Annotated in this window: 22 protein-coding genes; 4 read left to right on the top strand and 18 right to left on the bottom strand. The window is 71.5% G+C overall.

Going from position 1 to position 22,248, the window contains the following annotated elements; translation table 11 throughout:
- Nucleotides 1–38: 38 nt before the first annotated feature.
- The 12 genes from panC to JOD52_RS05240 form a co-directional block, all read right to left on the bottom strand.
- Complete coding sequence (panC, locus tag JOD52_RS05295; RefSeq protein ID WP_017822865.1) at nucleotides 39–941, bottom strand: pantoate--beta-alanine ligase; 903 nt, start codon at nucleotides 939–941, stop codon at nucleotides 39–41.
- Nucleotides 938–1,852, bottom strand: coding sequence for a Rossmann-like and DUF2520 domain-containing protein (locus JOD52_RS05290; RefSeq protein ID WP_017822866.1), 915 nt, complete (start codon nucleotides 1,850–1,852; stop codon nucleotides 938–940). Before JOD52_RS05290 ends, panC begins: the two co-directional genes overlap by 4 nt.
- The gene (locus JOD52_RS05285) at nucleotides 1,849–3,468 is read right to left on the bottom strand and encodes a PH domain-containing protein (RefSeq protein ID WP_017822867.1); all 1,620 of its coding nucleotides are present in this window, start codon (nucleotides 3,466–3,468) and stop codon (nucleotides 1,849–1,851) included. Before JOD52_RS05285 ends, JOD52_RS05290 begins: the two co-directional genes overlap by 4 nt.
- Entirely contained in the window at nucleotides 3,465–4,058 is a 594-nt protein-coding gene (locus JOD52_RS05280; RefSeq protein WP_239551799.1) for a PH domain-containing protein, read from the bottom strand. The genes JOD52_RS05285 and JOD52_RS05280 overlap by 4 nt, the downstream gene beginning before the upstream one ends.
- Before the next feature lie 201 nt (nucleotides 4,059–4,259).
- Nucleotides 4,260–4,769, bottom strand: coding sequence for a DUF3180 domain-containing protein (locus JOD52_RS05275; protein ID WP_017822869.1), 510 nt, complete (start codon nucleotides 4,767–4,769; stop codon nucleotides 4,260–4,262).
- Nucleotides 4,766–5,665: a 2-amino-4-hydroxy-6-hydroxymethyldihydropteridine diphosphokinase gene (gene folK, locus JOD52_RS05270; RefSeq protein WP_017822870.1), complete on the bottom strand. Its 900-nt coding sequence runs from the start codon at nucleotides 5,663–5,665 to the stop codon at nucleotides 4,766–4,768. Before folK ends, JOD52_RS05275 begins: the two co-directional genes overlap by 4 nt.
- The gene (folP, locus tag JOD52_RS05265) at nucleotides 5,662–6,528 is read right to left on the bottom strand and encodes a dihydropteroate synthase (RefSeq protein WP_204408983.1); all 867 of its coding nucleotides are present in this window, start codon (nucleotides 6,526–6,528) and stop codon (nucleotides 5,662–5,664) included. The genes folK and folP overlap by 4 nt, the downstream gene beginning before the upstream one ends.
- Before the next feature lie 4 nt (nucleotides 6,529–6,532).
- Nucleotides 6,533–7,096: a GTP cyclohydrolase I FolE gene (gene folE, locus JOD52_RS05260; protein ID WP_204408982.1), complete on the bottom strand. Its 564-nt coding sequence runs from the start codon at nucleotides 7,094–7,096 to the stop codon at nucleotides 6,533–6,535.
- 1 nt (nucleotide 7,097) lies between these two features.
- Entirely contained in the window at nucleotides 7,098–9,197 is a 2,100-nt protein-coding gene (gene ftsH, locus JOD52_RS05255) for an ATP-dependent zinc metalloprotease FtsH (protein WP_204408981.1), read from the bottom strand.
- Between the two features lies 1 nt (nucleotide 9,198).
- Nucleotides 9,199–9,744, bottom strand: a complete 546-nt coding sequence (gene hpt, locus JOD52_RS05250; RefSeq protein ID WP_017822874.1) for a hypoxanthine phosphoribosyltransferase — start codon at nucleotides 9,742–9,744, stop codon at nucleotides 9,199–9,201.
- A gap of 52 nt (nucleotides 9,745–9,796) precedes the next feature.
- Entirely contained in the window at nucleotides 9,797–10,879 is a 1,083-nt protein-coding gene (tilS, locus tag JOD52_RS05245; RefSeq protein WP_204408980.1) for a tRNA lysidine(34) synthetase TilS, read from the bottom strand.
- Nucleotides 10,879–12,279, bottom strand: a complete 1,401-nt coding sequence (locus JOD52_RS05240) for a D-alanyl-D-alanine carboxypeptidase (RefSeq protein ID WP_204408979.1) — start codon at nucleotides 12,277–12,279, stop codon at nucleotides 10,879–10,881. Before JOD52_RS05240 ends, tilS begins: the two co-directional genes overlap by 1 nt.
- A gap of 68 nt (nucleotides 12,280–12,347) precedes the next feature.
- Here JOD52_RS05240 and JOD52_RS05235 point away from each other — a divergent pair, with 68 nt between their 5' ends.
- A complete protein-coding gene (locus JOD52_RS05235) occupies nucleotides 12,348–12,860 on the top strand; it encodes an inorganic diphosphatase (RefSeq protein WP_017822877.1) in 513 nt (170 codons plus the stop codon).
- Between the two features lie 90 nt (nucleotides 12,861–12,950).
- Here JOD52_RS05235 and JOD52_RS05230 read toward each other — a convergent pair whose 3' ends face one another.
- Both JOD52_RS05230 and JOD52_RS05225 read right to left on the bottom strand, forming a co-directional pair.
- Nucleotides 12,951–13,682, bottom strand: coding sequence for a hypothetical protein (locus tag JOD52_RS05230; RefSeq protein WP_204408978.1), 732 nt, complete (start codon nucleotides 13,680–13,682; stop codon nucleotides 12,951–12,953).
- Nucleotides 13,683–13,721: 39 nt separating this feature from the next.
- Nucleotides 13,722–14,477 (bottom strand): peptide deformylase, encoded by a 756-nt coding sequence (locus JOD52_RS05225; protein ID WP_017822879.1) that lies wholly within the window; start codon nucleotides 14,475–14,477, stop codon nucleotides 13,722–13,724.
- A gap of 206 nt (nucleotides 14,478–14,683) precedes the next feature.
- Between JOD52_RS05225 and JOD52_RS05220 the strand changes: the two genes are divergently transcribed.
- The 3 genes from JOD52_RS05220 to yczE all read left to right on the top strand — a co-directional run bounded on the left by JOD52_RS05220 (nucleotide 14,684) and on the right by yczE (nucleotide 17,826).
- The gene (locus JOD52_RS05220; protein WP_031306981.1) at nucleotides 14,684–15,769 is read left to right on the top strand and encodes an ABC transporter ATP-binding protein; all 1,086 of its coding nucleotides are present in this window, start codon (nucleotides 14,684–14,686) and stop codon (nucleotides 15,767–15,769) included.
- 104 nt (nucleotides 15,770–15,873) lie between these two features.
- On the top strand, nucleotides 15,874–17,127 hold the full coding sequence (locus JOD52_RS05215; RefSeq protein ID WP_204408977.1) for a DUF4032 domain-containing protein: 1,254 nt from the start codon (nucleotides 15,874–15,876) through the stop codon (nucleotides 17,125–17,127).
- 6 nt (nucleotides 17,128–17,133) lie between these two features.
- A complete protein-coding gene (yczE, locus tag JOD52_RS05210; protein WP_204408976.1) occupies nucleotides 17,134–17,826 on the top strand; it encodes a membrane protein YczE in 693 nt (230 codons plus the stop codon).
- 37 nt (nucleotides 17,827–17,863) lie between these two features.
- Here yczE and rlmB read toward each other — a convergent pair whose 3' ends face one another.
- The 4 genes from rlmB to JOD52_RS05190 form a co-directional block, all read right to left on the bottom strand.
- Nucleotides 17,864–18,844, bottom strand: a complete 981-nt coding sequence (gene rlmB / locus JOD52_RS05205; RefSeq protein WP_204408975.1) for a 23S rRNA (guanosine(2251)-2'-O)-methyltransferase RlmB — start codon at nucleotides 18,842–18,844, stop codon at nucleotides 17,864–17,866.
- Nucleotides 18,845–18,898: 54 nt separating this feature from the next.
- Nucleotides 18,899–20,350 (bottom strand): cysteine--tRNA ligase, encoded by a 1,452-nt coding sequence (gene cysS, locus JOD52_RS05200; RefSeq protein WP_204408974.1) that lies wholly within the window; start codon nucleotides 20,348–20,350, stop codon nucleotides 18,899–18,901.
- Nucleotides 20,351–20,428: 78 nt separating this feature from the next.
- The gene (locus tag JOD52_RS05195) at nucleotides 20,429–20,911 is read right to left on the bottom strand and encodes a phage holin family protein (protein ID WP_017822885.1); all 483 of its coding nucleotides are present in this window, start codon (nucleotides 20,909–20,911) and stop codon (nucleotides 20,429–20,431) included.
- A gap of 89 nt (nucleotides 20,912–21,000) precedes the next feature.
- On the bottom strand, nucleotides 21,001–22,209 hold the full coding sequence (locus JOD52_RS05190; RefSeq protein WP_204408973.1) for a LacI family DNA-binding transcriptional regulator: 1,209 nt from the start codon (nucleotides 22,207–22,209) through the stop codon (nucleotides 21,001–21,003).
- Nucleotides 22,210–22,248 lie beyond the last annotated feature (39 nt).

Genomic DNA, 22,248 nt, shown 5'->3' with positions numbered 1-22,248 from the left:
GATTGTCTCAGAACCTTCCGGGAGGATGCCTCCTGCGCTCAGGGGGCTGTCGTCTCCACCACAGCGGCGTCCAGCAGGCGGGTGCCGTCCACCCATCCGGCGAGCATGACCAGCGTCTCGCCGCGGTGCGAGGAGGTGACGGGCTGGAGCGTGGCCGGGTCCAGGGCGAGGGCGTAGTCGAAGCGCAGCGCGGTGGTGTCCGCCGAGTACTCCGCTGTGCCTGCCTTCGCGGCGGCGAGGGCGTCCAGCACGCCGCTGAGGGACGGTGCTGCCTCACGCGCGGCGGCGATGGTGGCCGACAGTCCCAGGGCATGCCTGCGGCCCTCGGCGCTCAGGAACAGGTTGCGGCTGGACAGTGCCAGGCCCTCGCTCTCGCGCTGGATGTCCACCGCTTCGATGCGCACCGGGAGGTCGAGGTCCGTCACCAGCGACTGGACGATCGCCAGCTGTTGGGCGTCCTTGCGGCCGAACACGGCGATGTGCGGGGTGGTGAGGTTCAGCAGCTTGGTGACCACGGTGGCCACGCCGTCGAAGTGCCCGGGCCGCGAGGCCCCCTCGTACAGGGTGCCGGTGCGGTTGGTGGTCACGCTCACCATCGGGGGGATGGTCGGGTGCATCTCCTCGGTGGCGGGGGCGAACACCAGGTCCACCATGCCGTCCACCAGCGCCACGTCACCCTCGATGTCCCGGGGGTAGGCGTCGAAGTCCTCGTTCGGGCCGAACTGCAGGGGGTTGACGAAGTCGGTGAGGATCACGTGGTCGGCGACCTCACGGGCGCGTGCGACGAGCATCAGGTGGCCCTGGTGCAGGGAGCCCATGGTCATCACCACGGCGACGGTGCCGGACATGGTGGCCCGCTGCGCACGCAGCTCTGCCTTGGTGCGCACCACCGCCGTGCTGCGGTCGGCGGCAGGGCCGTGGTCGGTTCCGGTCGTGGTCATGATTCCTCCGTTGTGCTGTCCTGCTCGCTGCCTGCCTCCAGCAGCCGGCGGATCTCCCGGGCAACGTCGGCGTCGAGCTCGGCGCGGGCCAGCGCTGCGCGTGCCAGGGCACGATACGTCGCAGCGGTGTCCCCGCGCTTCCCCCTCTCGCCGGTCGCATCGAGATCGTCGAGCGCCTCGAGGTGGGCTTGCACGGTTCCGGTGTCCCCGCGCATCACGGGGCCGGTGAGAGCCGCGGCGCCACGGCGCAGGGATCCGTCCAGTGCCGCCTCCAGCAGTGGCCGCAGGTACGCGCCGGGGTTCTCGATCCCCAGCCGGGACAGGGCGTCCAGGCTCTGGTCCACCAGCACCACCAGGTGGTTGGCACCGTGGGCGAGAGCGGCGTGGTAGAGAGCCCGGTCGCCTTCCGGGAGCACGCTGGCCTCCCCTCCCATCTCGACCACGAGGGCGGCAGCGACGGGGAGGAACGCCTCGTCGGCGGTGATGGCCATCGGGCAGCCCACCAGGCGGGAGAGGTCCTCCCGGGTGCCGGTGAAGGTCATGGCGGGATGGATCGCGAGGGTGGCACAGCCTGCCTTCGCCAGTGGCGCCAGCACCTCGGTGCCGTAGCGGCCGGAGGTGTGGACCACCAGCTGCCCACCGGGCGCCAGGCCCGTGGTGGCGATACCGCTGACCAGAGGGCCCAGCTGGTCGTCGGGGACGGCCAGCAGGAGCATCTCGCTGCGCTCCACGATCGCGGGCACGTCCAGCAGCGGCACTCCGGGCAGGAGCTCCTGGGCGCGGGCGCGGGAGGCGTCGGAGACGGCGTAGGCGCCGGTGATGGCGTGGCCCTCCGCGCGCAGGGCCGCACCGAGCACGGCGCCGACCCTGCCGGCACCGATCACGCCGATCCCGAGGCGGGGGGCGTTCACCGGTCGGTCCCCGGGCCGGTCGACAGCGCCAGTGCGGGTTCGCGCCAGGTGGAGCGGTCCCGGTAGCGGCGGGAGGTGGCCGCGTCGTGGGCCAGCACCGCGTGGAGCATGCGGGCCCCGTCGCGAGGCAGGTCGCCGATGGTCTCGGTGTGGCCGGCCACCCCCACCTTGAGGTCGAGGGACCGGAGTCGACGTGCGAAGGGGTCGTCCTCGATCGCGACCTGCTGGATGCGGTCGCGGGGGATGATCACGAGCTTGCGGGCCAGCAGGCCGTGGCGCTGGATCAGGGCCCCGGGCAGCAGCACCACGACCTGGGTGCGGCGGGAGTACCACTGCAGGCGGTGCGGGGCGCGCAGCCCGTCGATGTCGCGGGCCCGGGCGGTGAGCAGGTGCTCGAGGGCTGCCATGTCGTCGGCGGTGCCCAAGGGGGCGGCGAGGTGGCCGAGGGTCAGCCACAGCTCCTCGCGAGTACCCACGGGCAGCACGTTGGAGGCCTCGTTGCTGTCGTCGCCGATCCCGGCCACGGTGACGCTGACCGAGGTCCAGCCCGGTGTGCGCCACAGCAGGGGCCGCTTGAGTGCGAATCGCTGGATGCGGCCGGTGGCGATGTTGTCGGTGCGGGTGTTCAGCAGTCCGCGGCGCATCCGCAGGCCCCGGTCGGTGATGCGGGAGACGAAGCCCCAGCCACCCTCGATCCGACCGAACACGTACTTGGGCAGGGCGATCAGCGCCGGCAGCAGCGCGATCAGGGAGGCGAAGGCGAAGCCCCCCTGCCAGATGCCCACCCCGATGGCGACGACCACGCCGATGATGCCGAACACGATGCTGAGCAGGAAGTCGGCGTCGCGCACGAGCGAATGGATCAGGCGCTGAGTGGGGATCTCGGCGATCAGCTCACCGTCCTCCACCTCGCCCTTCAGCAGCTTCCGCAGCGGGTCAGGGGTGCCGGCCGGCGGGGCGCTGTCGGCCGACGGCTCCTGGTCCGCGACCGTCAGCTCCTCGGGAGCCGTCGGAGTGGTCGTGGCCTCGACCTGTCGGGGGTCGACCCCGGCGGCGACCGCGAGGATACGGGTGCGCAGCTCCTCGGCATCCGCGGCGCGCACGTACTCGATGTCCAGGTAGGACTCCCCTCCCCCGGCGACCTCCACCCTCACCTTGGACAGGCCCAGCAGGCGCGCGAGGAACGGCCGCTCCACGGTGACCGACTCGATCTTCTCTCGGGGGGCGAACTCGCGGGACTTGCTCAGCAGCCCCTTGTGCAGCGCCACCCCGGACTCGTCAACCGCATAGGTGGAGAACCACCAGGACAGGGCCGACGCCGCCACCGCGATCACCACGGCGACGGCCAGGATGCCGAGCGCCGCCAGGGCGCGACCCCAGGTGAAGTCGTCGACCAGATTGGCGATGTTCTGGGCGGTGAGGACAGCGACGATGCCCACCACAATTTTCCAGCCGGTCACCAGCGGGGTGATCGGGTGGGTGCGACGGTGCGCGATGGTGGCCGCCTCGGGGCCGGTCGCCGGATTGTCGTGCGGACCGATGGGGGTCTCGTCGCTCGGGCCGGCGGTCGCCTCGGCCCCCGGACCGGTCGTCGGCTCGGTGCCGGGGGCAGTCACAGCGCCGCCATGGTGTCGATGCCACGGCGGGTGAGCAGCTCGCGCAGCCGCTCAGCCTCCTCCTTGGGAAGGCCGGGCAGGGTCTCACCCGCGTCTGCGGCGGTGGTGAAGCTGATCTTGGCCAGACCGTAGGAGCGGTCCACGGGCCCCTCGTCGATCTTCACCGACTGGATGCGGCCGTACGGCACGGTGACGACAGTGCGGAACATGAGCCCGGAGGCGACGATCAGCTCGTCCTCACCGTCGAGGTAGCCGATGGCGCGTACCCGGCGCGGGGTGAACAGCAGCCCCTGCACCACGGTGATGGCGGGGATCACGGCCACCAGGCCCAGCCACCACCAGCCCTGCCACCACCACAGCACCAGGCAGGCGGCGATCATCAGCACCCCGATCACGTACCCGGGGATGCCTGCGATGTAGCGAGCGGGGATCAGCTTCGGGGAGACGGGCTTCAGCCCGTTCGCGCCGATGCGGGGGCCGTCGTCGGTGACGATCGGGGCCGGAGGATCCGATGGCTCACGATCCGATGGCTCAGGACGAGGCTCCGGCGCGGGTGCGGCTTCGGGACGGCGTTCAGGGACCCGCGGCATCGGGGCGGGGCCACGCTGCGTCTGGGCCGGGCCCTGAGGCCGCGACTCAGGCGGTTCGACGAACTCTCGGGGAGGCTGGTTCATGGCATCCATGGTCGCACCCGGGGCGCCTGTGGGCCTCCGTCGCAGGGCGGCCACCTCCCCCGCATTTGGTCGATCTCTCACCGGGCGTGCATCGGCCGCTCGTCCGATGCGCCGCCGTCAGCCGCTGGCGCCGGCGCCCTCGACGTTGCCGTCACCGTCCTCCGGTGGGAGCTTTCCCCAGCGCTCCACCAGCACCCCGAGCACCGCCAGCGCGATCCCGGCCACGGCTGCGGCAACGGTGGGCAGCACCGCATCCAACGGGTCCCCGGTGCCGCTGATCAGCAGGAACAGTGCCTGCCCGACGAAGAGACCACCCACCAGGGACCCGGTGTAGGCACAGGCGCGGGCCAGCAGCACGGTGCGGAACGCGGTGGGCAGGTCAATCTGGTGCCTGCGCGGGGTGAGCGAGGGGTGCAGGGTGCGCTCCTCGCTCTCGCGCATGTACCGCCGTAGCGGCAGCCCGTAGGCCAGCAGCACGGCGGCGAGGATCGCCAGCACCCCGGCGGTGAGCCAGCCGGTGACCGGCACCGAGTGGCCGCGGGAGGCCACGGTGTCCATCACCTGGGCCCCGAACAGGGCGGCGAGCACGGCGATGACACCCAGGATCGGGATGTTCAGGGGCTTCACGACCTGCCGTACCCTTCCACGGCGGGCCCCGGCCGCAGCCCGTCACGGTCCTCGGCCAGTTCCAGCAGCTCGCCGATGCCGCCGTGACCAGGCAGCTCCGCCTCGGGCCGGGCGGCATGCCAGGGGGCCAGCACGAAGGCCCGCTGGTGGGCGCGGGGATGCGGGAGGACGAGGTCCGGGTCCTCCAGGGTCAGGTCGCCGTAGGTGATCACGTCCACGTCGAGTGTGCGCGGGCCCCAGCGCTCCCGGCGCTCACGCCCGGCATCGTGTTCGGCCCGCTGGGCCACCGCGAGCAGCTCGAAGGGGTCCAGGTCGGTGTGCACACCGATCACGGAGTTCAGGTAGGCACCCTGCTGGGGACCACCCACCGGGTCGGTCTCCAGCACCGGGCCGGTCCACACGATCCTCACCCGCTCGGACTGCCCGATCATCTCCAGCGCCCGTGCCAGGCGCAGCTCACGGTCCCCCAGGTTGGTGCCCACGGCCAGGACCGCGTCCACGGTCGAGGCGTGGCGGGTGATCCGCACCCGCACGTCCTCGAACGGGATCCCCACCGGGGCCGAGGGCTTGTGGACGGTCACCTGCACCCGGCGCAGCAGCGGATGGGCGGCCAGCGCTCCGGCGGCGATGCGCTCGGCGAGGGTCTCGATCAGGTCATGGGCGCCGGTGGTGATCTCGCGCTCCACCAGGGCCGCCACCTCGGCGTAGTTCACGGTGCGGGACAGGGCGTCTGAGCGCCCGGCGGCCGCGGTGGACAGCCCCAGGGCCACGTCGACCACGAACTCCTGGCCGATCTGCTTCTCCTGGTCCAGCACCCCGTGGTGCCCCCAGGCTCGTACGCCGGTCAGCTCGATCACGTCGAGGTCGCCGCGGGGCGCGGGCATCGGCGCGCTCATCGGGGGCTCCTGGCTGCGCGGGCCCGTCGCAGGCGGTCCCCCACCCGCACCGCTGCGAGGGAACCGGGGACCTCATGCACCCGGACCGCCCAGGCGCCGTGCTCGGCGCTGTAGGCGCTCACGGCGGCGGTAGCCGCATCCCGGTCCACCTCGAGCGCACCGAGGAACCGCTTGCGGGAGGCACCGATCAGGATCGGCAGGCCGTGGCCGGCGATCGCATCCCAGTCGGCGAGGACCTCCCAGTTCTGCTCCCCTGTCTTGGAGAAGCCCAGCCCGGGATCGACCACCAGGAAGCGGTCCTCCACTCCCGCCTCGCGCAGTGCGTGTAGGCGGGATGCAAGCTCGGCGGCGCTGTCCCGCGCCACATCCGCGTAGTCGACGAGGTTCGTCATCACGTCGCTGTGGCCGCGCCAATGCATCGCCACGAACACTGCTGGGGTGCCCAGCGCGGTGCGCGACCGAGCGACCTGAGCTCCCATGTCCGGATCCGCCTGACCGGCGGAGACGTCGTTGATGATCAGTGCGCCCGCCTCGATGCTCGCGGCGGCGACGGAGGCGCGCATGGTGTCCACGCTGACCACGTGTCCGTCGGCGGCGAGAGCGCGCACCACCGGGACCACGCGCCGCAGTTCCTCGTCCTCGTCCACGCGGTCCGCGCCGGGACGGGTGGACTCCCCGCCCACGTCGATGACAGCTGCTCCCTGCGAGGCCAGCAGGCGACCGTGGGCGATCGCGTCCTCGGTGCCGTCGTGGGCACCGCCGTCGGAGAAGGAGTCCGGGGTCACGTTCAGGACCCCCATCACCACGGTCTCGTCCACATCCAGGTGCGGCGGGAGACCGGCGGGGCGGCGCAGCGTCTCCATCGGCTCAGCCCCGGCTGATGAGGGTCATGGCCTCGGCGCGGGTAGCACTGTCGCGCAGGATGCCGCGCACCGCGCTGGTGACGGTGCGGGCGCCCTCGGCGCGCACGCCCCGCATCGACATGCACATGTGCTCGGCCTCGATCACCACGATCGCGCCGGCTGCGCCCAGCTGGTCCATCAGGGCATCGGCGATCTGCGAGGTGATGCGCTCCTGCACCTGGGGGCGGCGCGCGTACACGTGCACCAGGCGGGCCAGCTTGCTGAGCCCGGTCACGGAGCCGGCCCCGGGGATGTAACCCACGTGGGCCACCCCGAAGAACGGCAGCAAGTGGTGCTCGCACATGGAGTGGAAGCGGATGTCGCGCACCAGCACCAGTTCCTGGTGGTCGATGTCGAAGGTGGTGGACAGCGGCTGGGTGGGGTCCTGCTCCAGTCCCTCGAACACCTCGGCGTACATCCGGGCCACCCGCGCCGGGGTGTCCCGCAGGCCGTCACGGTCGGGGTCCTCCCCCAGTGCCGCGAGGATCTCCCTCACGGCCACGGCGATGCGCCCCTGGTCGATCGCCATCTCAGAGGCCCGTCGGCCCGTCGGCAGGCCCCTGCCCCTCACGCGGCACGCCGGGGATGTCCGGTCCGTCGCCGCCGGGGTGCGGCAGCTCGGGCGGGCCTGGGGTCAGCGGCTCACCCGCGTCGGATGCCTCGGCCCCGGTGGCGGTGGTGGTGGAGCCGGCCTTCGGTGGCTCCAGGGTGGGGCGGTCCTCGCTGGACTGCCACACCTGGCGCAGGGGGCGCTTGGTGACGTCGGCGAACACCTCGGCGAGCTCGCGCTCGCCCAGGGTCTCCTTCTCCAGCAGCTCCTCCACCAGGCGGTCCAGCACGGGGCGGTTCTCCACGATCACGGCGTGGGCCTCGTCCAGGGCGTTGTCCAGGAGTTTGCGCACCTCCTGGTCGATGATCCCGGCGGTCTCGGCGCTGAAGCGGGGCCCCTGGCCCTGCTGCATGCCGACGAAGACCTCGTCCTGATCGCCGGCGAGGGCCACCGGGCCCACGGCGTCGCTCATGCCCAGCTGCATCACCATGGTGCGAGCGATCTTGGTGGCGTTCTGCAGGTCGCTGGAGGGCCCGGTGGTGACGTCGTGGAAGATGCTCTCCTCCACGGCGTAGCCGCCCATGGCGTAGGCCAGGCGGTCCAGCAGCTCGTTGCGAGACTGGTAGTTGCGGTCCTGGGTGGGGACCACCATGGTGTAGCCGCCGGCGCGGCCGCGCGGCAGGATCGTCACTTTGGTGACCGGCGCGGAGTTGTTCAGCGCCGCCGCCACCAGGGCATGGCCGCCCTCGTGGTAGGCGGTCATCTGCCGCTCGCGGTCGCTCATCACCTTGGAATAGCGCTGCGGGCCCATGGAAACGCGGTCGATGGCCTCGTCCAGGGCGCGGTTGTCGATGATCTGGTTGCCGGAGCGGGCCGTCAGCAGCGCCGCCTCGTTCAGCACATTGGCGAGGTCCGCACCGGACATGCCGATGGTGCGGCGGGCCACGGCCTCGAGGTCCACGTCGTGGGCCAGCGGCTTGCCCTTGGCATGCACGGCCAGGATGTGCAGGCGGCCCTTGAGGTCCGGGACCTCCACCGCGATCTGGCGGTCGAAGCGGCCCGGGCGCAGCAGGGCCGGGTCCAGGATGTCCACGCGGTTGGTGGCCGCGATCAGGATGACGTTCTGGTTCTCGTCGAACCCGTCCATCTCCACCAGCATCTGGTTCAGGGTCTGCTCACGCTCGTCGTGGCCACCGCCCATGCCGGCGCCGCGGTGACGGCCCACGGCGTCGATCTCGTCGATGAAGATGATCGCCGGGGAGTTCTCCTTGGCGGTGTTGAACAGGTCGCGCACGCGGCTGGCGCCCACACCCACGAACATCTCCACGAAGTCCGAGCCGGAGATCGAGTAGAAGGGCACGTTGGCCTCGCCGGCCACGGCGCGGGCCAGCAGGGTCTTGCCGGTGCCGGGCGGGCCGTACAGCAGCACGCCCTTGGGGATCTTGGCGCCCACGGCCTGGTACTTGCCCGGATCGATCAGGAACTGCTTGATCTCGTCGAGCTCCTCGACGGCCTCCTCGGCGCCGGCGACGTCCGCGAAGGTGACCTTGGGGGCCTCCTTGTTGAACAGCTTCGCCTTGGACTTGCCGAACTGCATGGCCCGGCCGCCGCCCTGGGCGTTCATGATCAGGAACCAGAACAGGCCGAAGAAGATCAGCAGCGGCAGGAAGGAGATCAGCAGTGTGGTCCACCAGGAGCTGGTGGCGATCTCGTCGGTGTAGCCCTTGGCGGGCTGTGCCTCCTCCACGGCCTGCACGATCGCCTCACCGCGGGCGTCGACGTAGCTGAAGCGCACCTGCGTGCCCTTGTCGTCCTCGCCGTCCTTGAAGGGCTCGGAGAGCACCAGGTCCACGCGCTGCTGGTTGCCGCCGATGATCTTGGCCTGCTCGACGGTGCCGCCCTTCAGCAGCTCGAGGCCCTGTTCGGTGTCGATCTGCTGGAAGCCGTCACGGCCCAGCAGGGAGAACAGGGTCATGCCCAGCAGCAGCGCCAGGATGATCCACAGCGCGATGCCCGCGCCGGGTCGCTTCTTCTTGCCGACCTTGGTGCGGCCGGTGTTCTTCCCGGTGTCCTCGGCCATCTCAGCCCTCGTAGACCGAGCGCTTGAGCACACCCACGTACGGCAGGTTGCGGTAGGCCTCGGCGTAGTCCAGGCCGTAGCCGATCACGAACTCCGGGGGGATCTCGAAGCCCACGTAGCGCACGTCGATCTCGACCCGGGCGGCCTCGGGCTTGCGCAGCAGGGTGCACACCTCCACGCTGCGCGGCCCGCGCGAGCGGAGGTTGGACAGCAGCCACTTCAGGGTCAGGCCCGAATCGATGATGTCCTCGACGATCAGCACGTCACGGCCGGAGATGTCGGTGCCGAGGTCCTTGAGGATCCGCACCACACCGGAGGACTTGGTGCCCGAGCCGTAGGAGGACACGGCCATCCAGTCCATCTCGACCTTGAGGTCGATGCGTCGGGCGAGGTCTGCCATCACCATCACCGCACCCTTGAGCACGCCCACCAGGATGGGGGGCTGATCGGCATAGTCCGCGGCGATCTGGGCGCCGAGCTCGTCGAGCCGGTCGTGGATCTGCTGCTCTGTCAGCAGCACGTGATCGACGTCGGGGTGGGGGTGCATGAGAGGCACGCGGTTCTCCTCCGTGGATGAGGGTGGGGGCACTGGCCGCTGCTCAGGTTTCGTTTCGGCGCCACACCAGCAGGCCGTCGCGGCGAGCGACCTCGATCCTACCCGGTAGCGCCACGGGAGCCTGACCGTGCCATCTCACGGCCAGGGAGTCGACCGCGAGCACCTGCCTGCGCAGCAGGGACTTGCCCGAGGGCGTGCCCTGGGCCTGCTCGGCCAGACGTGAGGCATCGCGCAGCACGCGGGTGCGAAGCGGCTCGGGGGCCGCGGCCAGAGCGTGGACGTCCAGCAGCAGCAGGTCCCCCTCCTCGCGGCTCGGGGCGCCGTCCCGGCGCAGTCCTTCCAGCAGGGCCGCGGCCTCGGCATCGAGATGGTCCACGTCCGCCCGTACCAGGTCGGCGCTGCGGGCGAGGTTCTCGTCGATCTGCTCGCCGAGCACCTCCCGCAGCAGTGGCATCACCCGGTGCCGCACGCTGGAGCGCAGGTGGGCGGGATCGGCGTTCATCGGGTCCTGCCACCAGTCCAGGTCCAGCAGAGCGCAGATCTCCTCGGTGTCAGCCCGCCGCAGGGCGGTGGACTCGTCCCTACCGGTGCCCAGGAAGGGGCGCAGCAGCACATCGCGGCGACGCGGGATGCCGGCCAGTGCCCGGGGGCCGGCGCCGCGGGCCAGGGCCATCAGCACCTGCTCGGCCTGGTCGTCCAGGGTGTGCCCCAGCAGCAGCGCCAGGGCCCCGCGCTCCTCCGCGAGCTGTTCGAGGGCGCTTCGCCGCACATCGCGGGCGGCGTTCTCCAACCCCCCGGCCGCACCGGTGTCGACGCTCACCCGCAGCACGTGCGCGGTGGCACCGAGCCGCTCGGCCTGGACCCGGGCCCGTTCGGCGACCTGGGCGGAGTCCTCCTGGAGACCGTGGTCGACGATCCCTGCCTCGGTCTCCAGACCCATCCTGGTGCCCACCCAGCACGTGGTCGCCAGCAGCGCGAGCGAGTCCGCTCCCCCGCTGACCCCCACCAGCAGCCGGGGGGTGTAGCGGCTGGCCGCGGTGTCGTCGGCCAGCTCCTCGAGGCGGGAGGTGAGGGCGATGCGCACCGCCGTGCGGGCGCGGGCGATCACCTGCGGGGGCCCGGCCATCAGTCCTCCTGCACCAGTTCGGCGGCCACCGCGTCCACCGCGGCACGGGCCTGGACGGCGTTCACGCCCTCGAAGCCGTGCACGACGATCGAGTAGCCCACCGTGCGTCCACCGGGCAGCACCGCCACCCCGGCCAGGGTCGCGGCGCCGCCGAGGTACCCCGTCTTCCCGCGCACGATGCCGCGGGCGTCGCGGGTGCCGTCGGCGTCGAAGCGGTCGGCGAGGGTGCCGGAGAGCCCGGCCACGGGCACGTCGAAGAGGATCTGCTCCAGGCCCTGGACGTTCCCGGAGCCCACCTCTCCCATCACCGCTGCGAGCAGTGCCGGGGGGACCCGGTTCTCAGGGGAGAGGCCGGAGCCGTCGAGGATGTGCAGGGCATCGAGGTCGGCCTGGGGCAGCCCCAGCTCGGCGCCCAGCTCACGGATCTCCGCCTCCACCGCGGCTGCGGCTCCCTCGGGGGTGGTCTGCTCCCCGCGCTGGCGGGCCACCAGGTGGGCAAGCAGCTCGGCGGTGGTGTTGTCGGAGATCAGCAGGGTGTGGCGCACGATGTCCACGATCGGCTCGGAGTCCACCGCGACGGAAGGGGCGCCGTCCGGTGTGGCACCGGGCGTCGGCTCCCCGGTGACCTCGAGCCCGGACTCGGTGAGCAGGGTGACGAACAGACGGGCGGCATCCCCGGCGGGGTCGGTGGACTTTGGGCCGTACTGGTTGCCGTCCAGCCAGCCGCGGTCCACGGCAAGGGCCGCGGTGGGGGTGACCCAGCCGCCGGCGGGCCCGTTGTTGCCCCAGGCGGGATTCGCGCCGCCGGTGAGGAAGCCGGTGTCCACCGCGACGGTGACCGTGGTGGTGCCCTGCTCCCTGGCGAGGTCCGCGGCAGCGGAGGCGAGCTCGCGCAGATCGTCCTCGCTGAGCATCATGTCGCCGCCGCCCTGCAGGGTCACGGTGCCGTCCTGGACCACAGCACGGGTGGTGAGCACCACGTCGCCGTCGTACAGGCGCAGCACCGCCGCGGCGGTGAGCAGCTTGAGGGTGGAGGCCGGGACGTGTGCGGTGTGGGCGTCCCGGGAGGCCAGCTGCTCACCGCTGTCGGCGTCCACCACCGCGTAGGAGAGGTTGCCGGCCACCACGGGCAGCGAGGCGTGGGCGTCCATCCGGGCCTGCAGGTCCCGTGCCTGCTCGGTGGGGACCGAGGCTGCCACTGGCGGCCCGGGGGCTTCCGGCGTGACCCGGTCGTAGTCCTCGGCCTGCGCGCGGGGACCGGCGGCAGGGCCGGTCTCCTCGGAGACCACGGTGAGCACCCCGGGGAAGGCGTCGGTCAGGTCGCCGATCACGTAGAAGCTGGCGGGCACGGCCGCGCACAGGGTGATGGCGGCGGCTCGCCACAGGCGCTCGGTGGGCATCCCCTCACGATAGAGTGTCCGGGTCAGCAGCAGTGCCCTCAGGGCTGGACCGCAACGGAGCAGATGTCGTGGAATTCGACGTGACCATCGAGATCCCTCGGGGGAACCGCAACAAGTACGAGGTGGACCACCACAACGGTCGGATCCGCCTGGACCGGATGCTGTTCACCGCGACCCGGTACCCGGACGACTACGGCTTCATCGAGGGCACCCTCGGCGAGGACGGGGACCCGCTGGACTGCCTGGTGCTGCTGGAGGAGCCCACCTTCCCCGGCTGCCTGATCCGCTGCCGCGCGCTGGGCATGTTCCGGATGCGCGACGAGGCCGGCGGCGACGACAAGATCATCGCGGTGCCGGTGGGTGACCGCCGTCAGGTGCGCCGCCAGGAGCTCACCGACGTCTCCGAGTTCCACCGCCTGGAGATCCAGCACTTCTTCGAGGTCTACAAGGACCTCGAGCCCGGCAAGAGCGTGGAGGGCGCCCACTGGGAGGGACGCTCCGACGCCGAGGCCGAGATCCGACGCTCCTACCAGCGCGCCGTGGGCACCGAGCACGCCAACGAATTCACCCGAGAGGTCTGAGCGGGCCGGCCGCCGACGACGAAGGAGCCCCCGTGCCTCGTGGCGCGGGGGCTCCTTCGTGGTCGGACGTGATGCGTGTCCGGGACTGGCTCAGCCCTCCAGGGAGGGCCGGTCCCCGGCCAGCTCACCCTCGATGGTGGGGGCCTGGTGGAAGATCTGCTCGACGGCCTCGACCACGGAGCGGGCCACGGTGCGCGAACCCACGCCGCCGATCACGGCACCCACCCCGAAGGGCAGCAGGCGTCCCAGCCACAGGCCACCGGTGCGCGCCCTCACGCGGCGACGCACGTAGCGGGTGACCTGCTTGCTGATGATGTTCGGGACCATGCCGCTTCCGCCCAGGACGGCGTTCCACTGCAGGCCCTGCTTGCCCAGCGCCTTGGCGATGATCTCGGTGCCGTGCTCGCCGCCGAGGACGGCGGTCATCACCAGGTGGCGGGTCTGGCGGTCGCGCATGTCCACGTCGTAGATCTCGGCCGCGGCCAGGGTGAGGAACGCGCACGCCTCGGCGAAGGAGATGCCCTCGCCCACGGTGACGCCCACCGCGACCGCGGTGCCGATACCGGGCAGAGCGGCCACGCCGCCCACACCCGCACCGGTGATGGTGAGCAGGTTGGTGAAACGGTCCGAGACGTGCTCGAGCAGCTCCTCGCGGGTGGCACCGGGGTGCTTGGCGCGCAGCCGGGTCACGTAGCTGCGGGCCAGCGAGGTCTGCACCTTCAGGGCGGTGTCGATCAGCGACATCCACCGCTCGTCGAGCTGGGTGAACTCGCTGTCGCTCAGGGTGTCCTGCTGCTCCGGATCAGGGGTGCTGGGGCTCACCGGGGGCTCCTTCCGAGGGGGTCGTTGGCAAGGGTCAAGCTATCGCGTCTCACCGGGGGAACGCTCCACCAGCACCTGGCCGGGCGCGAGCTGCGTGATCTCCCCCTCCAGGCCCAGGCGCTGGACGGCCTCGGGCATCTCGGCGTACAGCGAGGTGTACCCGGCATCGACGAAGGAGCGCGGCACGGCACGGTCGTGGCACAGGGTCCCGGCCAGGTGGTCGGTCTCGTGCTGGACGATGCGGGCGGGCCATCCCACGAACTCCTCGTCGATCGCCTGCAGCGTGTCGTCCGCGAGCAGTTCGGTCGCCCGCAGTCGTACGCGGCGGGAGCGGCACACGATCGACTGCCAGCCATCCACCGACAGGCAGCCCTCCCAGGCGTACACGTGCTGCTGGCCCAGCAGCTCCACCTGCGGGTCCAGGAACACGCGCAGCGGGACGGGGCGGCGCTCCAGCGGATCGTGCAGGACCGACGCGTCAGCCGAGCCCGCCTGGTCCTCGGGCTCGCCCCCGGGTTCATCCTGCGGCTCGTCCTCGGGCGCGAAGCGGTCCTCGATCACGTACATCCGCAGCGGCAGCCCGATCTGCGGGGCGGCGAGACCCACCCCGGGGGCCTCGCGCATGGTGACCGTCATCGCCTCGACCAGTTCGCGCAGCAGCGCGGTATCGAGGCTCCCCTGCGCGGCGAGGGTGCGCCTGCGCAGGGCCGGGTGGCCCGCCTGCACAATGGGCAACGGCCCCTCAGGGGCGGTGCGACGGTCGAGGATCTTCCGGGTCAGCTGTGCGATGTCCACCCCGGCAGTATCCCCGAGCACCGGACCCCCGGGCACATGCCGGAGCACATGTCATCTGCGCGGTGCGGGTTCCCGGGTGCGGTCGATCACTGTTATACACTGGGCCGACCGGTGCAAGGGCGCACCTCCTTCGCGAGAGCCCCAGCCGGTGAGCAGCACTTCACAACGGACCGTCCGGCACGTACCTGCCGGTGAAGGGAAACACCATGGCAACAGTTACTTTCGACAATGCCTCGCGCATCTACCCGGGCCAGGAGCGCCCGGCGGTGGACAGCCTCAACATCGAGATCGGTGACGGCGAGTTCCTCGTCTTCGTCGGCCCCTCGGGCTGCGGCAAGTCCACCTCCCTGCGCATGCTCGCCGGCCTCGAGGAGATCGACGCGGGCCGCATCCTGATCGGCGACCGCGACGTGACCGACGTCCCGCCGAAGGACCGCGACATCGCGATGGTGTTCCAGAACTACGCGCTGTACCCGCACATGACTGTGGCCGACAACATGGGCTTCGCCCTGAAGATCGCCGGCGTCAACAAGGCGGAGATCCGCAAGCGCGTCGAGGACGCGGCCGCGATCCTGGACCTCTCCGAGTACCTGGACCGCAAGCCGAAGGCCCTCTCTGGCGGTCAGCGCCAGCGTGTGGCCATGGGCCGCGCCATCGTGCGCTCCCCCCAGGTGTTCCTCATGGACGAGCCGCTGTCGAACCTCGACGCCAAGCTCCGCGTGTCTACCCGTACGCAGATCGCCTCGCTGCAGCGTCGCCTCGGTGTCACCACCGTGTACGTGACGCACGACCAGACCGAGGCCATGACGATGGGTGACCGCGTGGCGGTGCTCAACGCCGGTGTGCTCCAGCAGATCGACTCGCCCCGCCGCATGTACGACCACCCGAACAACGTGTTCGTGGCCGGCTTCATCGGCTCCCCGGCGATGAACCTGATCGAGCAGCCCCTCACCGACCAGGGCGTGCAGTTCGGCGGCTCTGTGCTGCCGGTGGACCGCACCACCCTGTCCGGCACCGATCAGGGCTCCGTCATTGTGGGCGTGCGCCCCGAGGACCTGGAGATCACCTCCGAGGGCGATGGCCTCCCGGTCGAGGTCGATGTGGTCGAGGAGCTCGGCGCGGACGCCTACATCTACGGCCGCCTCGCCGGCAGCGATGACACCGCCAAGCCGTTCATCGCGCGTGTCGACGGCCGCCGTCCCCCGCAGAAGGGCGAGACCATCCACCTGCGCCCGAAGCAGGGCCACCTGCACCTGTTCGACGTGGCCAACGGCCAGCGTCTGGGTGACTGACCTCACCTGACCCGTGCGACGGGCGTCCGGCTGCTGCCGGGCGCCCGTCGTCGTGTCGGGGGTGGTGTTGGGGTGCGGGTGGCGCGGGGGGCAGAATGGGGGGCATGACGCCCTTGGAGATCACTGCGTCCCGTGCGGATCCGGCCCTGCTGGACCTGCCCTGGGAACGCCCGTTGGAGGACTGGCCGGAGGACATCCTGGCCGCCCTCCCCCGCGGCATCTCCCGGCACGTGGTGCGCTTCGTGCGCATCTCCGGCCGTGTGCTGGCCCTGAAGGAGATCGAGCACGCGCTGGCCCGCCGCGAGTACGACATGCTGCAAGTGCTGGGCCGCCTCGGGATCCCGGCGGTGGTGCCGTTCGCGGTGATCTCCGGCCGCTCCACGCCCGAGGGGACCCCGTTGGACGCGGTGCTGGTCACCCGCCACCTGCAGTTCTCCCTCCCCTACCGTGCCGTGTTCAGCCAGGTCTCCCAGGCCGGCACCGCGCACCGCCTGCTGGACGCCCTGGCCGTGCTGCTGGTGCGCCTGCACCTGGAGGGCTTCTTCTGGGGAGACGTGTCGCTGTCCAACACCCTGTTCCGCCGTGACGCAGGCGCCTTCGCCGCGTACATCGTGGACGTGGAGACAGGCAGCCTGCACGAGCAGCTCACCGACGGCCAGCGCGCCTACGACCTGGACCTGGCCCGCACCAACATCATCGGCGAGCTGATGGACCTGCAGGCCGGTGAGCAGTTCGACCCCGAGGCCGACGTGGTCGAGGTGGGCGACGACCTGGTGCGCCGCTACAACGACCTGTGGGATGCCCTCACCTCCCAGGAGCGGTTCTCGGCCGATGAGCGCTGGCGGGTGGCCGCGCGCATCGAGAGGCTGAACTCCCTGGGCTTCGACGTGGGCGAGCTGGAGATGACCACCGACCTGGACGGCACCACCCTGTCGATCCGTCCCAAGGTGGTCGACGCCGGCCACCATGCCCGCCGCCTGATGCGGCTGACCGGGATCGACGCGCAGGAGAACCAGGCGCGCCGCCTGCTGAACGATCTGGACTCCTACCGCGCTGCCACCGAGCAGCAGGAGGAGGAAGAGGAGTTCGTGGCCCACGAGTGGCTGCAGCGCGTGTACGAGCCGGTAGTGCGGGCGATCCCTCGCCGGATGCGCTCCAAGCTGGAGCCGCCGGAGTTCTTCCATGAGGTGCTGGAGCACAAGTGGTTCCTGTCCGAGCGGATGGGCACCGACGTCAGCTTCGAGGACGCCACCCGGGACTACATCGACACTGTGCTGGCCAACCGTCCGGACGAGAAGTCCCTGGTGACCACGGAGACCTCCGCGCTGCCCATCTTCACCCAGCCCGAGGGGACCTGAGCCGGGGTGCGCACGCCCCTGGAGAACCTCTCGCTGCGCGACCAGCTGCGGGTGGACCACCTGCCCTCGAGGCTGCTGCTGCTGATGGTGGGCCTGACCGGCTTCGGCCTGTCCCTGGCCGTGCTGCTGCGCTCGGGGCTGGGCGGTGCCCCGTGGGATGTGCTGCACGCCGCCCTGGCCGAGCGTATCGGCTCCACCGTGGGGATCCTCAGCATCACCGTGAGCTTCGTGGTGCTGCTGGCCTTCATCCCCCTGCGCCAGCGGGTGGGCATCGGCACCGTCCTGAACGCCCTGTGGGTGGGGGTCAGCATCGATATCGGGATGGCGCTGATCCCCGCCGCACCGAACCTGGCGGTGGCGTCGGCGATGATGGCAATCGGGGTGATCGTCAACGGCATCACCGCCGCCATGTACATCGGCGCCCAGCTGGGGCCCGGTGCCCGCGACGGGCTGATGACGGGACTCAGCCGGGTGCTGGACAAGCCCGTCGGGCCGATCCGGATCGCCCTGGAGGTGGCGGTGCTGGGCACCGGCTGGCTGCTGGGCGGCCCCATCGGCGTCGGCACCGCCGCCTACGCGCTGGGCCTGGGGCCGGTGATCCAGCTGACGCTGCCGTGGGTGACGATCCCGGTGCGCACCGTCCGGGGGCAGCCCGTGGCCCGGACCGCGGCCGCCGGGGATCCCGTCCCCGAAGACTAGAAAATGCCCAACGCCTGGGCCATGCCCGTCGCCTGGGTCAGGCCCGGCCCTGGCGCTCCCGGACCCCCGCGATCTCGTACAGGGCGATCGCCGTGGCGACGGACGCATTCAGCGACTCGGTGGCCGCACCCATCGGGATCGAGACCACCTGATCGGCGGTCTCCCGCGCCAGGCGAGAGAGCCCCTTGCCCTCGGCGCCGACCACCAGCACCGCCGGCTCGGTCCCCAGCTCCAGCGATCGGGTGGCCACATCGCCCTCGGCGTCCAGGCCCAGCACGAACACGCCCTTGTCCTTCAGGGAGGCCAGGGCCCGGTTGAGGTTGGTCACCTGGGCGACGCGGACCCGGGAGGCGGCACCGGCGGCGACCTTGTACACGCTCGCGGTCATGCCGGCGCTGCGACGCTCGGGGATGATCACGCCGTGGGCGCCGAACGCCCCGGCCGAACGCAGGATCGCCCCGAGGTTGCGGGGGTCGGTGATGCCGTCCAGGGCCACCAGCAGCGGCGGCTCGAAGGCGTCGCGGGCGATCTCCAGCAGTTCCTCCACGTCGGCGTACTGGTAGGCGGGGATGGTCAGCGCGACCCCCTGGTGGACCGCGTGATCGGTCATCTTGTCGAGGTCGCTGCGGGACGCCTCGGCAATGGGGAGGTTGCGGGCACCGGCCAGGCGCAGGATCTCCCGCACCCGCTCGTCCATGTCCAGGCGCTGCATCACGGTGAGCTGGGTGGCGGGGACGTCCTCCTGCAGTGCCTCCAGCACGGAGTTGCGGCCGGCCACCTGGTCGCTGCCGGGGCGGGTCCCGTCGCGGCGGACCTTGCCGCCCCGAGCGCCGGCGCGGCCGTCGCCGGCAGAGCCGGCCGAGCTCTTCTTGGCGTAGGCCTTGTGGGCGGGCCGGTCGGAGGCCTTCGGCGTGGGGCCCTTGCCCTCGAGCGCCCGTCGGCGCACACCGCCGGAGCCGACGGTCGCGCCCTTCTTGGTCCGGCGCACTGCGCCTCGGCGCGAGCTGTTGCCTGCCATGGTTCCTCCTCGATAGCGCCCGGGGGGCGCTCAGTTGATCGGCGCGCGGGGCGCTCAGTCGTTGCTGACGAGCGCCCAGCGGGCACCGTCGGGGCCGTCCTCGACGCGGATCCCGGCTGCCGCGAGGGCGTCCCGGATCTCGTCGGCGCGGGCCCAGTCCTTGGCGGCGCGGGCGGCGGCCCGGGCCGTGAGCTGCGATCGCACCAGGGCATCCAGCGCCTGGTGCTCGACGTCGGAGCCACCGGCCGCGGTGCTCCAGGTGGACGACAGCGGGTCCAGGCCCAGCACGTCCAGCATGGCCCGCAGCCGGCCCAGCCCGGCGGCGATAGCGGCATCATCGGTGCCGGGGGTGTTCAGTGCCGTGTTCAGGGCGCTGAGCTCCCGGTGGATCACCGCGAGTGCCTCGGGGACGGCCAGGTCGTCGTCCATCGCGGACGTGAACGCCTCGGGCAGTTCCACCTCGTCCAGGCCCGCCGCCTCGGCGTCGGGCAGCGACATCGGGTTCTCTCCCAGGCGCTCGGCGGCGCGGCGGGCGGTGGAGGCGAATCGCTCCCACACCACCTCGGCCTCCCGCATGGCGGTGGCGTTGTACTCGACGGTCGCGCGGTAGTGGCCGGAGACCAGTGCCAGGCGCACCGCAGGCGTGGGGTGGGAGCCCAGGGCGTCGGCGGCGGTGACGAAGTTGTCCAGGCTCTTGCCCATCTTCAGTCCGTCCACCGTGAGCACCCCGGAGTGCATCCAGGTGCGGGCGAAGCCGTACCCGGCGGCGTGGGACTGGGCCTGCTCGTTCTCGTGGTGCGGGAAGCGGAGGTCCAGGCCGCCGGCATGGATGTCGAAGGTCTCCCCCAGGTACTTGTGGCTCATCGCGGAGCACTCCAGGTGCCAGCCGGGGCGGCCGCGCCCGAAGGGGGTGTCCCAGGAGGCGGTGGCCGGTTCGGTGTCCTTGGCCGCCTTCCACAGGGCGAAGTCGCGGCGGTCGCGCTTGCCGGGCTCCATCTGCTCACCGGCGTCCTGCATGTCCTCCAGCGACTGCCGGGTGAGGGAGCCGTAGGTGGGGTGCGAGGCCACGTCGAAGTAGACCGAGCCGTTGCCGTCGGCATAGGCGTGGCCGCGCCCGATCAGCCGCTGCATCAGCGCGATCATCTCCGGCACGTGGGCGGTGGCGCGGGGCTCGTAGGTGGGGCGGCGGTTGCCCAGGCGGTCCAGCACGTCCTGGAACTCGCGCTCGAAGCGCAGCGACCACGCCCACCACTCGGCGCCGGCCTCCGCCGACTTCACCAGGATCTTGTCGTCGATGTCGGTGACGTTGCGGATGTGGGTGACGGTGTAGCCGCTGCGCTCCAGCCAGCGCACCAGCACGTCGAAGGAGAGGAAGGTGCGCAGGTGCCCCAGGTGCGGGGCCCCCTGGGTGGTGGGTCCGCACACGTACAACGACACCGCCCCCTCACGCACCGGGGTGAAGGGTGCGGTGGTTCGGGAGGCAGTGTCGTGCAGGTGGAGAGTCACGCCCACCAGGGTACTGCCCTGGCGTGCGATCCCGCCTCCCCGGCCGTGCAGGGGAGGCGCAACCCTCACCGGGCCGGCTCACTCAGTGCGGGCGCTGACCTTCTTGCCGTACAGCTCCTCGAAGGTGTCGTCGTAGGAGACGGCGTTGCTGCGGCGCTTGCCCTGGACCGCGTACACCGCGTTCTGGGCGGTCTCGATCGTGGTGGTGGGCGCCTTGATCTTCTTGACGACGAGGAAGGCGATCAGCCCGGCGATCGCGCTCAGCAGCAGGAACACGCCGGCGATCAGGAGGAAGGCACCCCAGTAGGGCATGCCCAGGGCCTCCAGGCCGGTGGCGAAGAAGAACAGCAGCATCACCCAGGCACTCAAGAGCAGGAACAGCAGCACCGCGGCGCACGCGGCGGCGATCCCCGCCTTAATCGCGATCGACTTCGCCTCGGTCTTGGCGATGTCGATCTCGTGGTGGACGACGCCGAGGAGCTCGTCGCGGATGGACTGGACGAGCTCGCCGATGGACCGCTGGGTGGGCGGCGTGCTCGGGTCGTTCGTGGTGTTGATCATGAGCGGAGCCTATCGCAGGTGGGAGGGACAGTTCAGGTCGTGCAGGACGTGCCGGGGTGTGCGCCCACCGCAGGGTGGGCGGGCACACCTCAGTCCACGGAGATGCGCTTGCGTCGCTCCTGGGCCGGGCGGGGGCCGGCGGAGCTGGAGCGACGCACCACGATCGAGGGTGCCACGGCCACGTCACGGGCGGGTCCCTCGTGGCCGGAGACCCGGTCCACCAGGAACTGGGCGGCGAGGGCACCGAGGCGGTCGGAGTTGGGGTCCACACTGGTGAGCTGGGCGATACCGGAGGCGGCCAGCGAGGTGTTGCCGTACCCGGCCACGGCCAGCTGCTCGGGCACCTCGTACCCTGCCTCCCGGGCGGCGGAGAGCACACCGATCGCGGTGAGGTCGTTGGCGCAGGTGATGGCGGTGGGGACCTTGCTTCCGCGCAGCAGCATGGAGCCGGCGGTGTGCCCCACCTGCTCGGTGAAGTCGCCGGGCTCGACCCGGGCGGTCTCGGCCAGGCCGTGACGCTCCATGGCCTTGCGGAAGCCCTCGGCCCGCTCGCGTGCCACCTCGGCACCCACCCCGCCCACATGGGCGATCTCGGTGTGGCCCAGGCCCACCAGGTGGTCCACCAGCAGGCCCTGACCCACCTCGTCGTCGATGCGCACGGTGTCGAAGCGGCCCACGAACTCGCGGGAGCAGCCGATCCCCGCGAAGGGGCGGTCCCCGGTGGCCTCCAGCACGCTGTCCATGTCGGCCAGGTCCGAGATCATCAGGAAGCCGTCCACACCCACGCGCACCAGCGACTCGATGGCCTCGGTATCGGCGGCGACCGGGTACTCGGGCACGCGGCGCCGGGTGGGGACCACCACGGCGGAGCGCCCGGTGGCGGTCAGCTCGATGCGGATGGCGCGCACCAGGTCGGAGATCCAGGTGTTGCGCATGGTGTTGACCAGCACGGCGACCACGCCGTGGTGGGAGTCCTCGTCGGCGAGCTCCTCGAGCGGGAAGTGCAGCCTCTCGGCGGCCTCGCGCACGCGGGTGGCCATCTGGGGGCGGATGTCGTCGGTGCCGCGCAGGGCGCGCAGGGCCACGGCGCTGGAGATGCCCAGGGAATCGGCCACGTCGCGCAGGGTGCCGCGGGTGGGGCCCTCGTCCTGCTGGATCGACTCGGCCACCTGGTCCATCTGCTCGACGACCTGGCCGGTGGAACCGTCGATCCCCTCGGGGCCGCCGCCGGCGGTGCCGCTGCTGTCGGTGGCGGGGTCGATGATGTCGTCGGAGGGGGTGCTCGCATCGTTGCTCATGGCCCTATTCAATCGCATCCGGGCCAGGACGATCGCACA

Source organism: Brachybacterium muris, assembly GCF_016907455.1.
GTDB classification, from domain to species: Bacteria; Actinomycetota; Actinomycetes; order Actinomycetales; family Dermabacteraceae; genus Brachybacterium; species Brachybacterium muris.
Note: the sequence above shows the minus strand (reverse complement) of the source record. Positions and strands in the feature narration are given on the sequence as shown.

Coding starts and splice junctions, on each gene's coding strand:
- panC (WP_017822865.1), bottom strand. CDS start 941: ATGACCACGACCGGAACCGACCACGGCCCTGCCGCCGACCGCAGCACG.
- JOD52_RS05280 (WP_239551799.1), bottom strand. CDS start 4,058: ATGCCGCGGGTCCCTGAACGCCGTCCCGAAGCCGCACCCGCGCCGGAG.
- folK (WP_017822870.1), bottom strand. CDS start 5,665: ATGAGCGCGCCGATGCCCGCGCCCCGCGGCGACCTCGACGTGATCGAG.
- folP (WP_204408983.1), bottom strand. CDS start 6,528: ATGGAGACGCTGCGCCGCCCCGCCGGTCTCCCGCCGCACCTGGATGTG.
- folE (WP_204408982.1), bottom strand. CDS start 7,096: ATGGCGATCGACCAGGGGCGCATCGCCGTGGCCGTGAGGGAGATCCTC.
- ftsH (WP_204408981.1), bottom strand. CDS start 9,197: ATGGCCGAGGACACCGGGAAGAACACCGGCCGCACCAAGGTCGGCAAG.
- hpt (WP_017822874.1), bottom strand. CDS start 9,744: ATGCACCCCCACCCCGACGTCGATCACGTGCTGCTGACAGAGCAGCAG.
- tilS (WP_204408980.1), bottom strand. CDS start 10,879: ATGGCCGGGCCCCCGCAGGTGATCGCCCGCGCCCGCACGGCGGTGCGC.
- JOD52_RS05240 (WP_204408979.1), bottom strand. CDS start 12,279: ATGCCCACCGAGCGCCTGTGGCGAGCCGCCGCCATCACCCTGTGCGCG.
- JOD52_RS05220 (WP_031306981.1), top strand. CDS start 14,684: ATGGCAACAGTTACTTTCGACAATGCCTCGCGCATCTACCCGGGCCAG.
- JOD52_RS05215 (WP_204408977.1), top strand. CDS start 15,874: ATGACGCCCTTGGAGATCACTGCGTCCCGTGCGGATCCGGCCCTGCTG.
- rlmB (WP_204408975.1), bottom strand. CDS start 18,844: ATGGCAGGCAACAGCTCGCGCCGAGGCGCAGTGCGCCGGACCAAGAAG.
- JOD52_RS05195 (WP_017822885.1), bottom strand. CDS start 20,911: ATGATCAACACCACGAACGACCCGAGCACGCCGCCCACCCAGCGGTCC.
- JOD52_RS05190 (WP_204408973.1), bottom strand. CDS start 22,209: ATGAGCAACGATGCGAGCACCCCCTCCGACGACATCATCGACCCCGCC.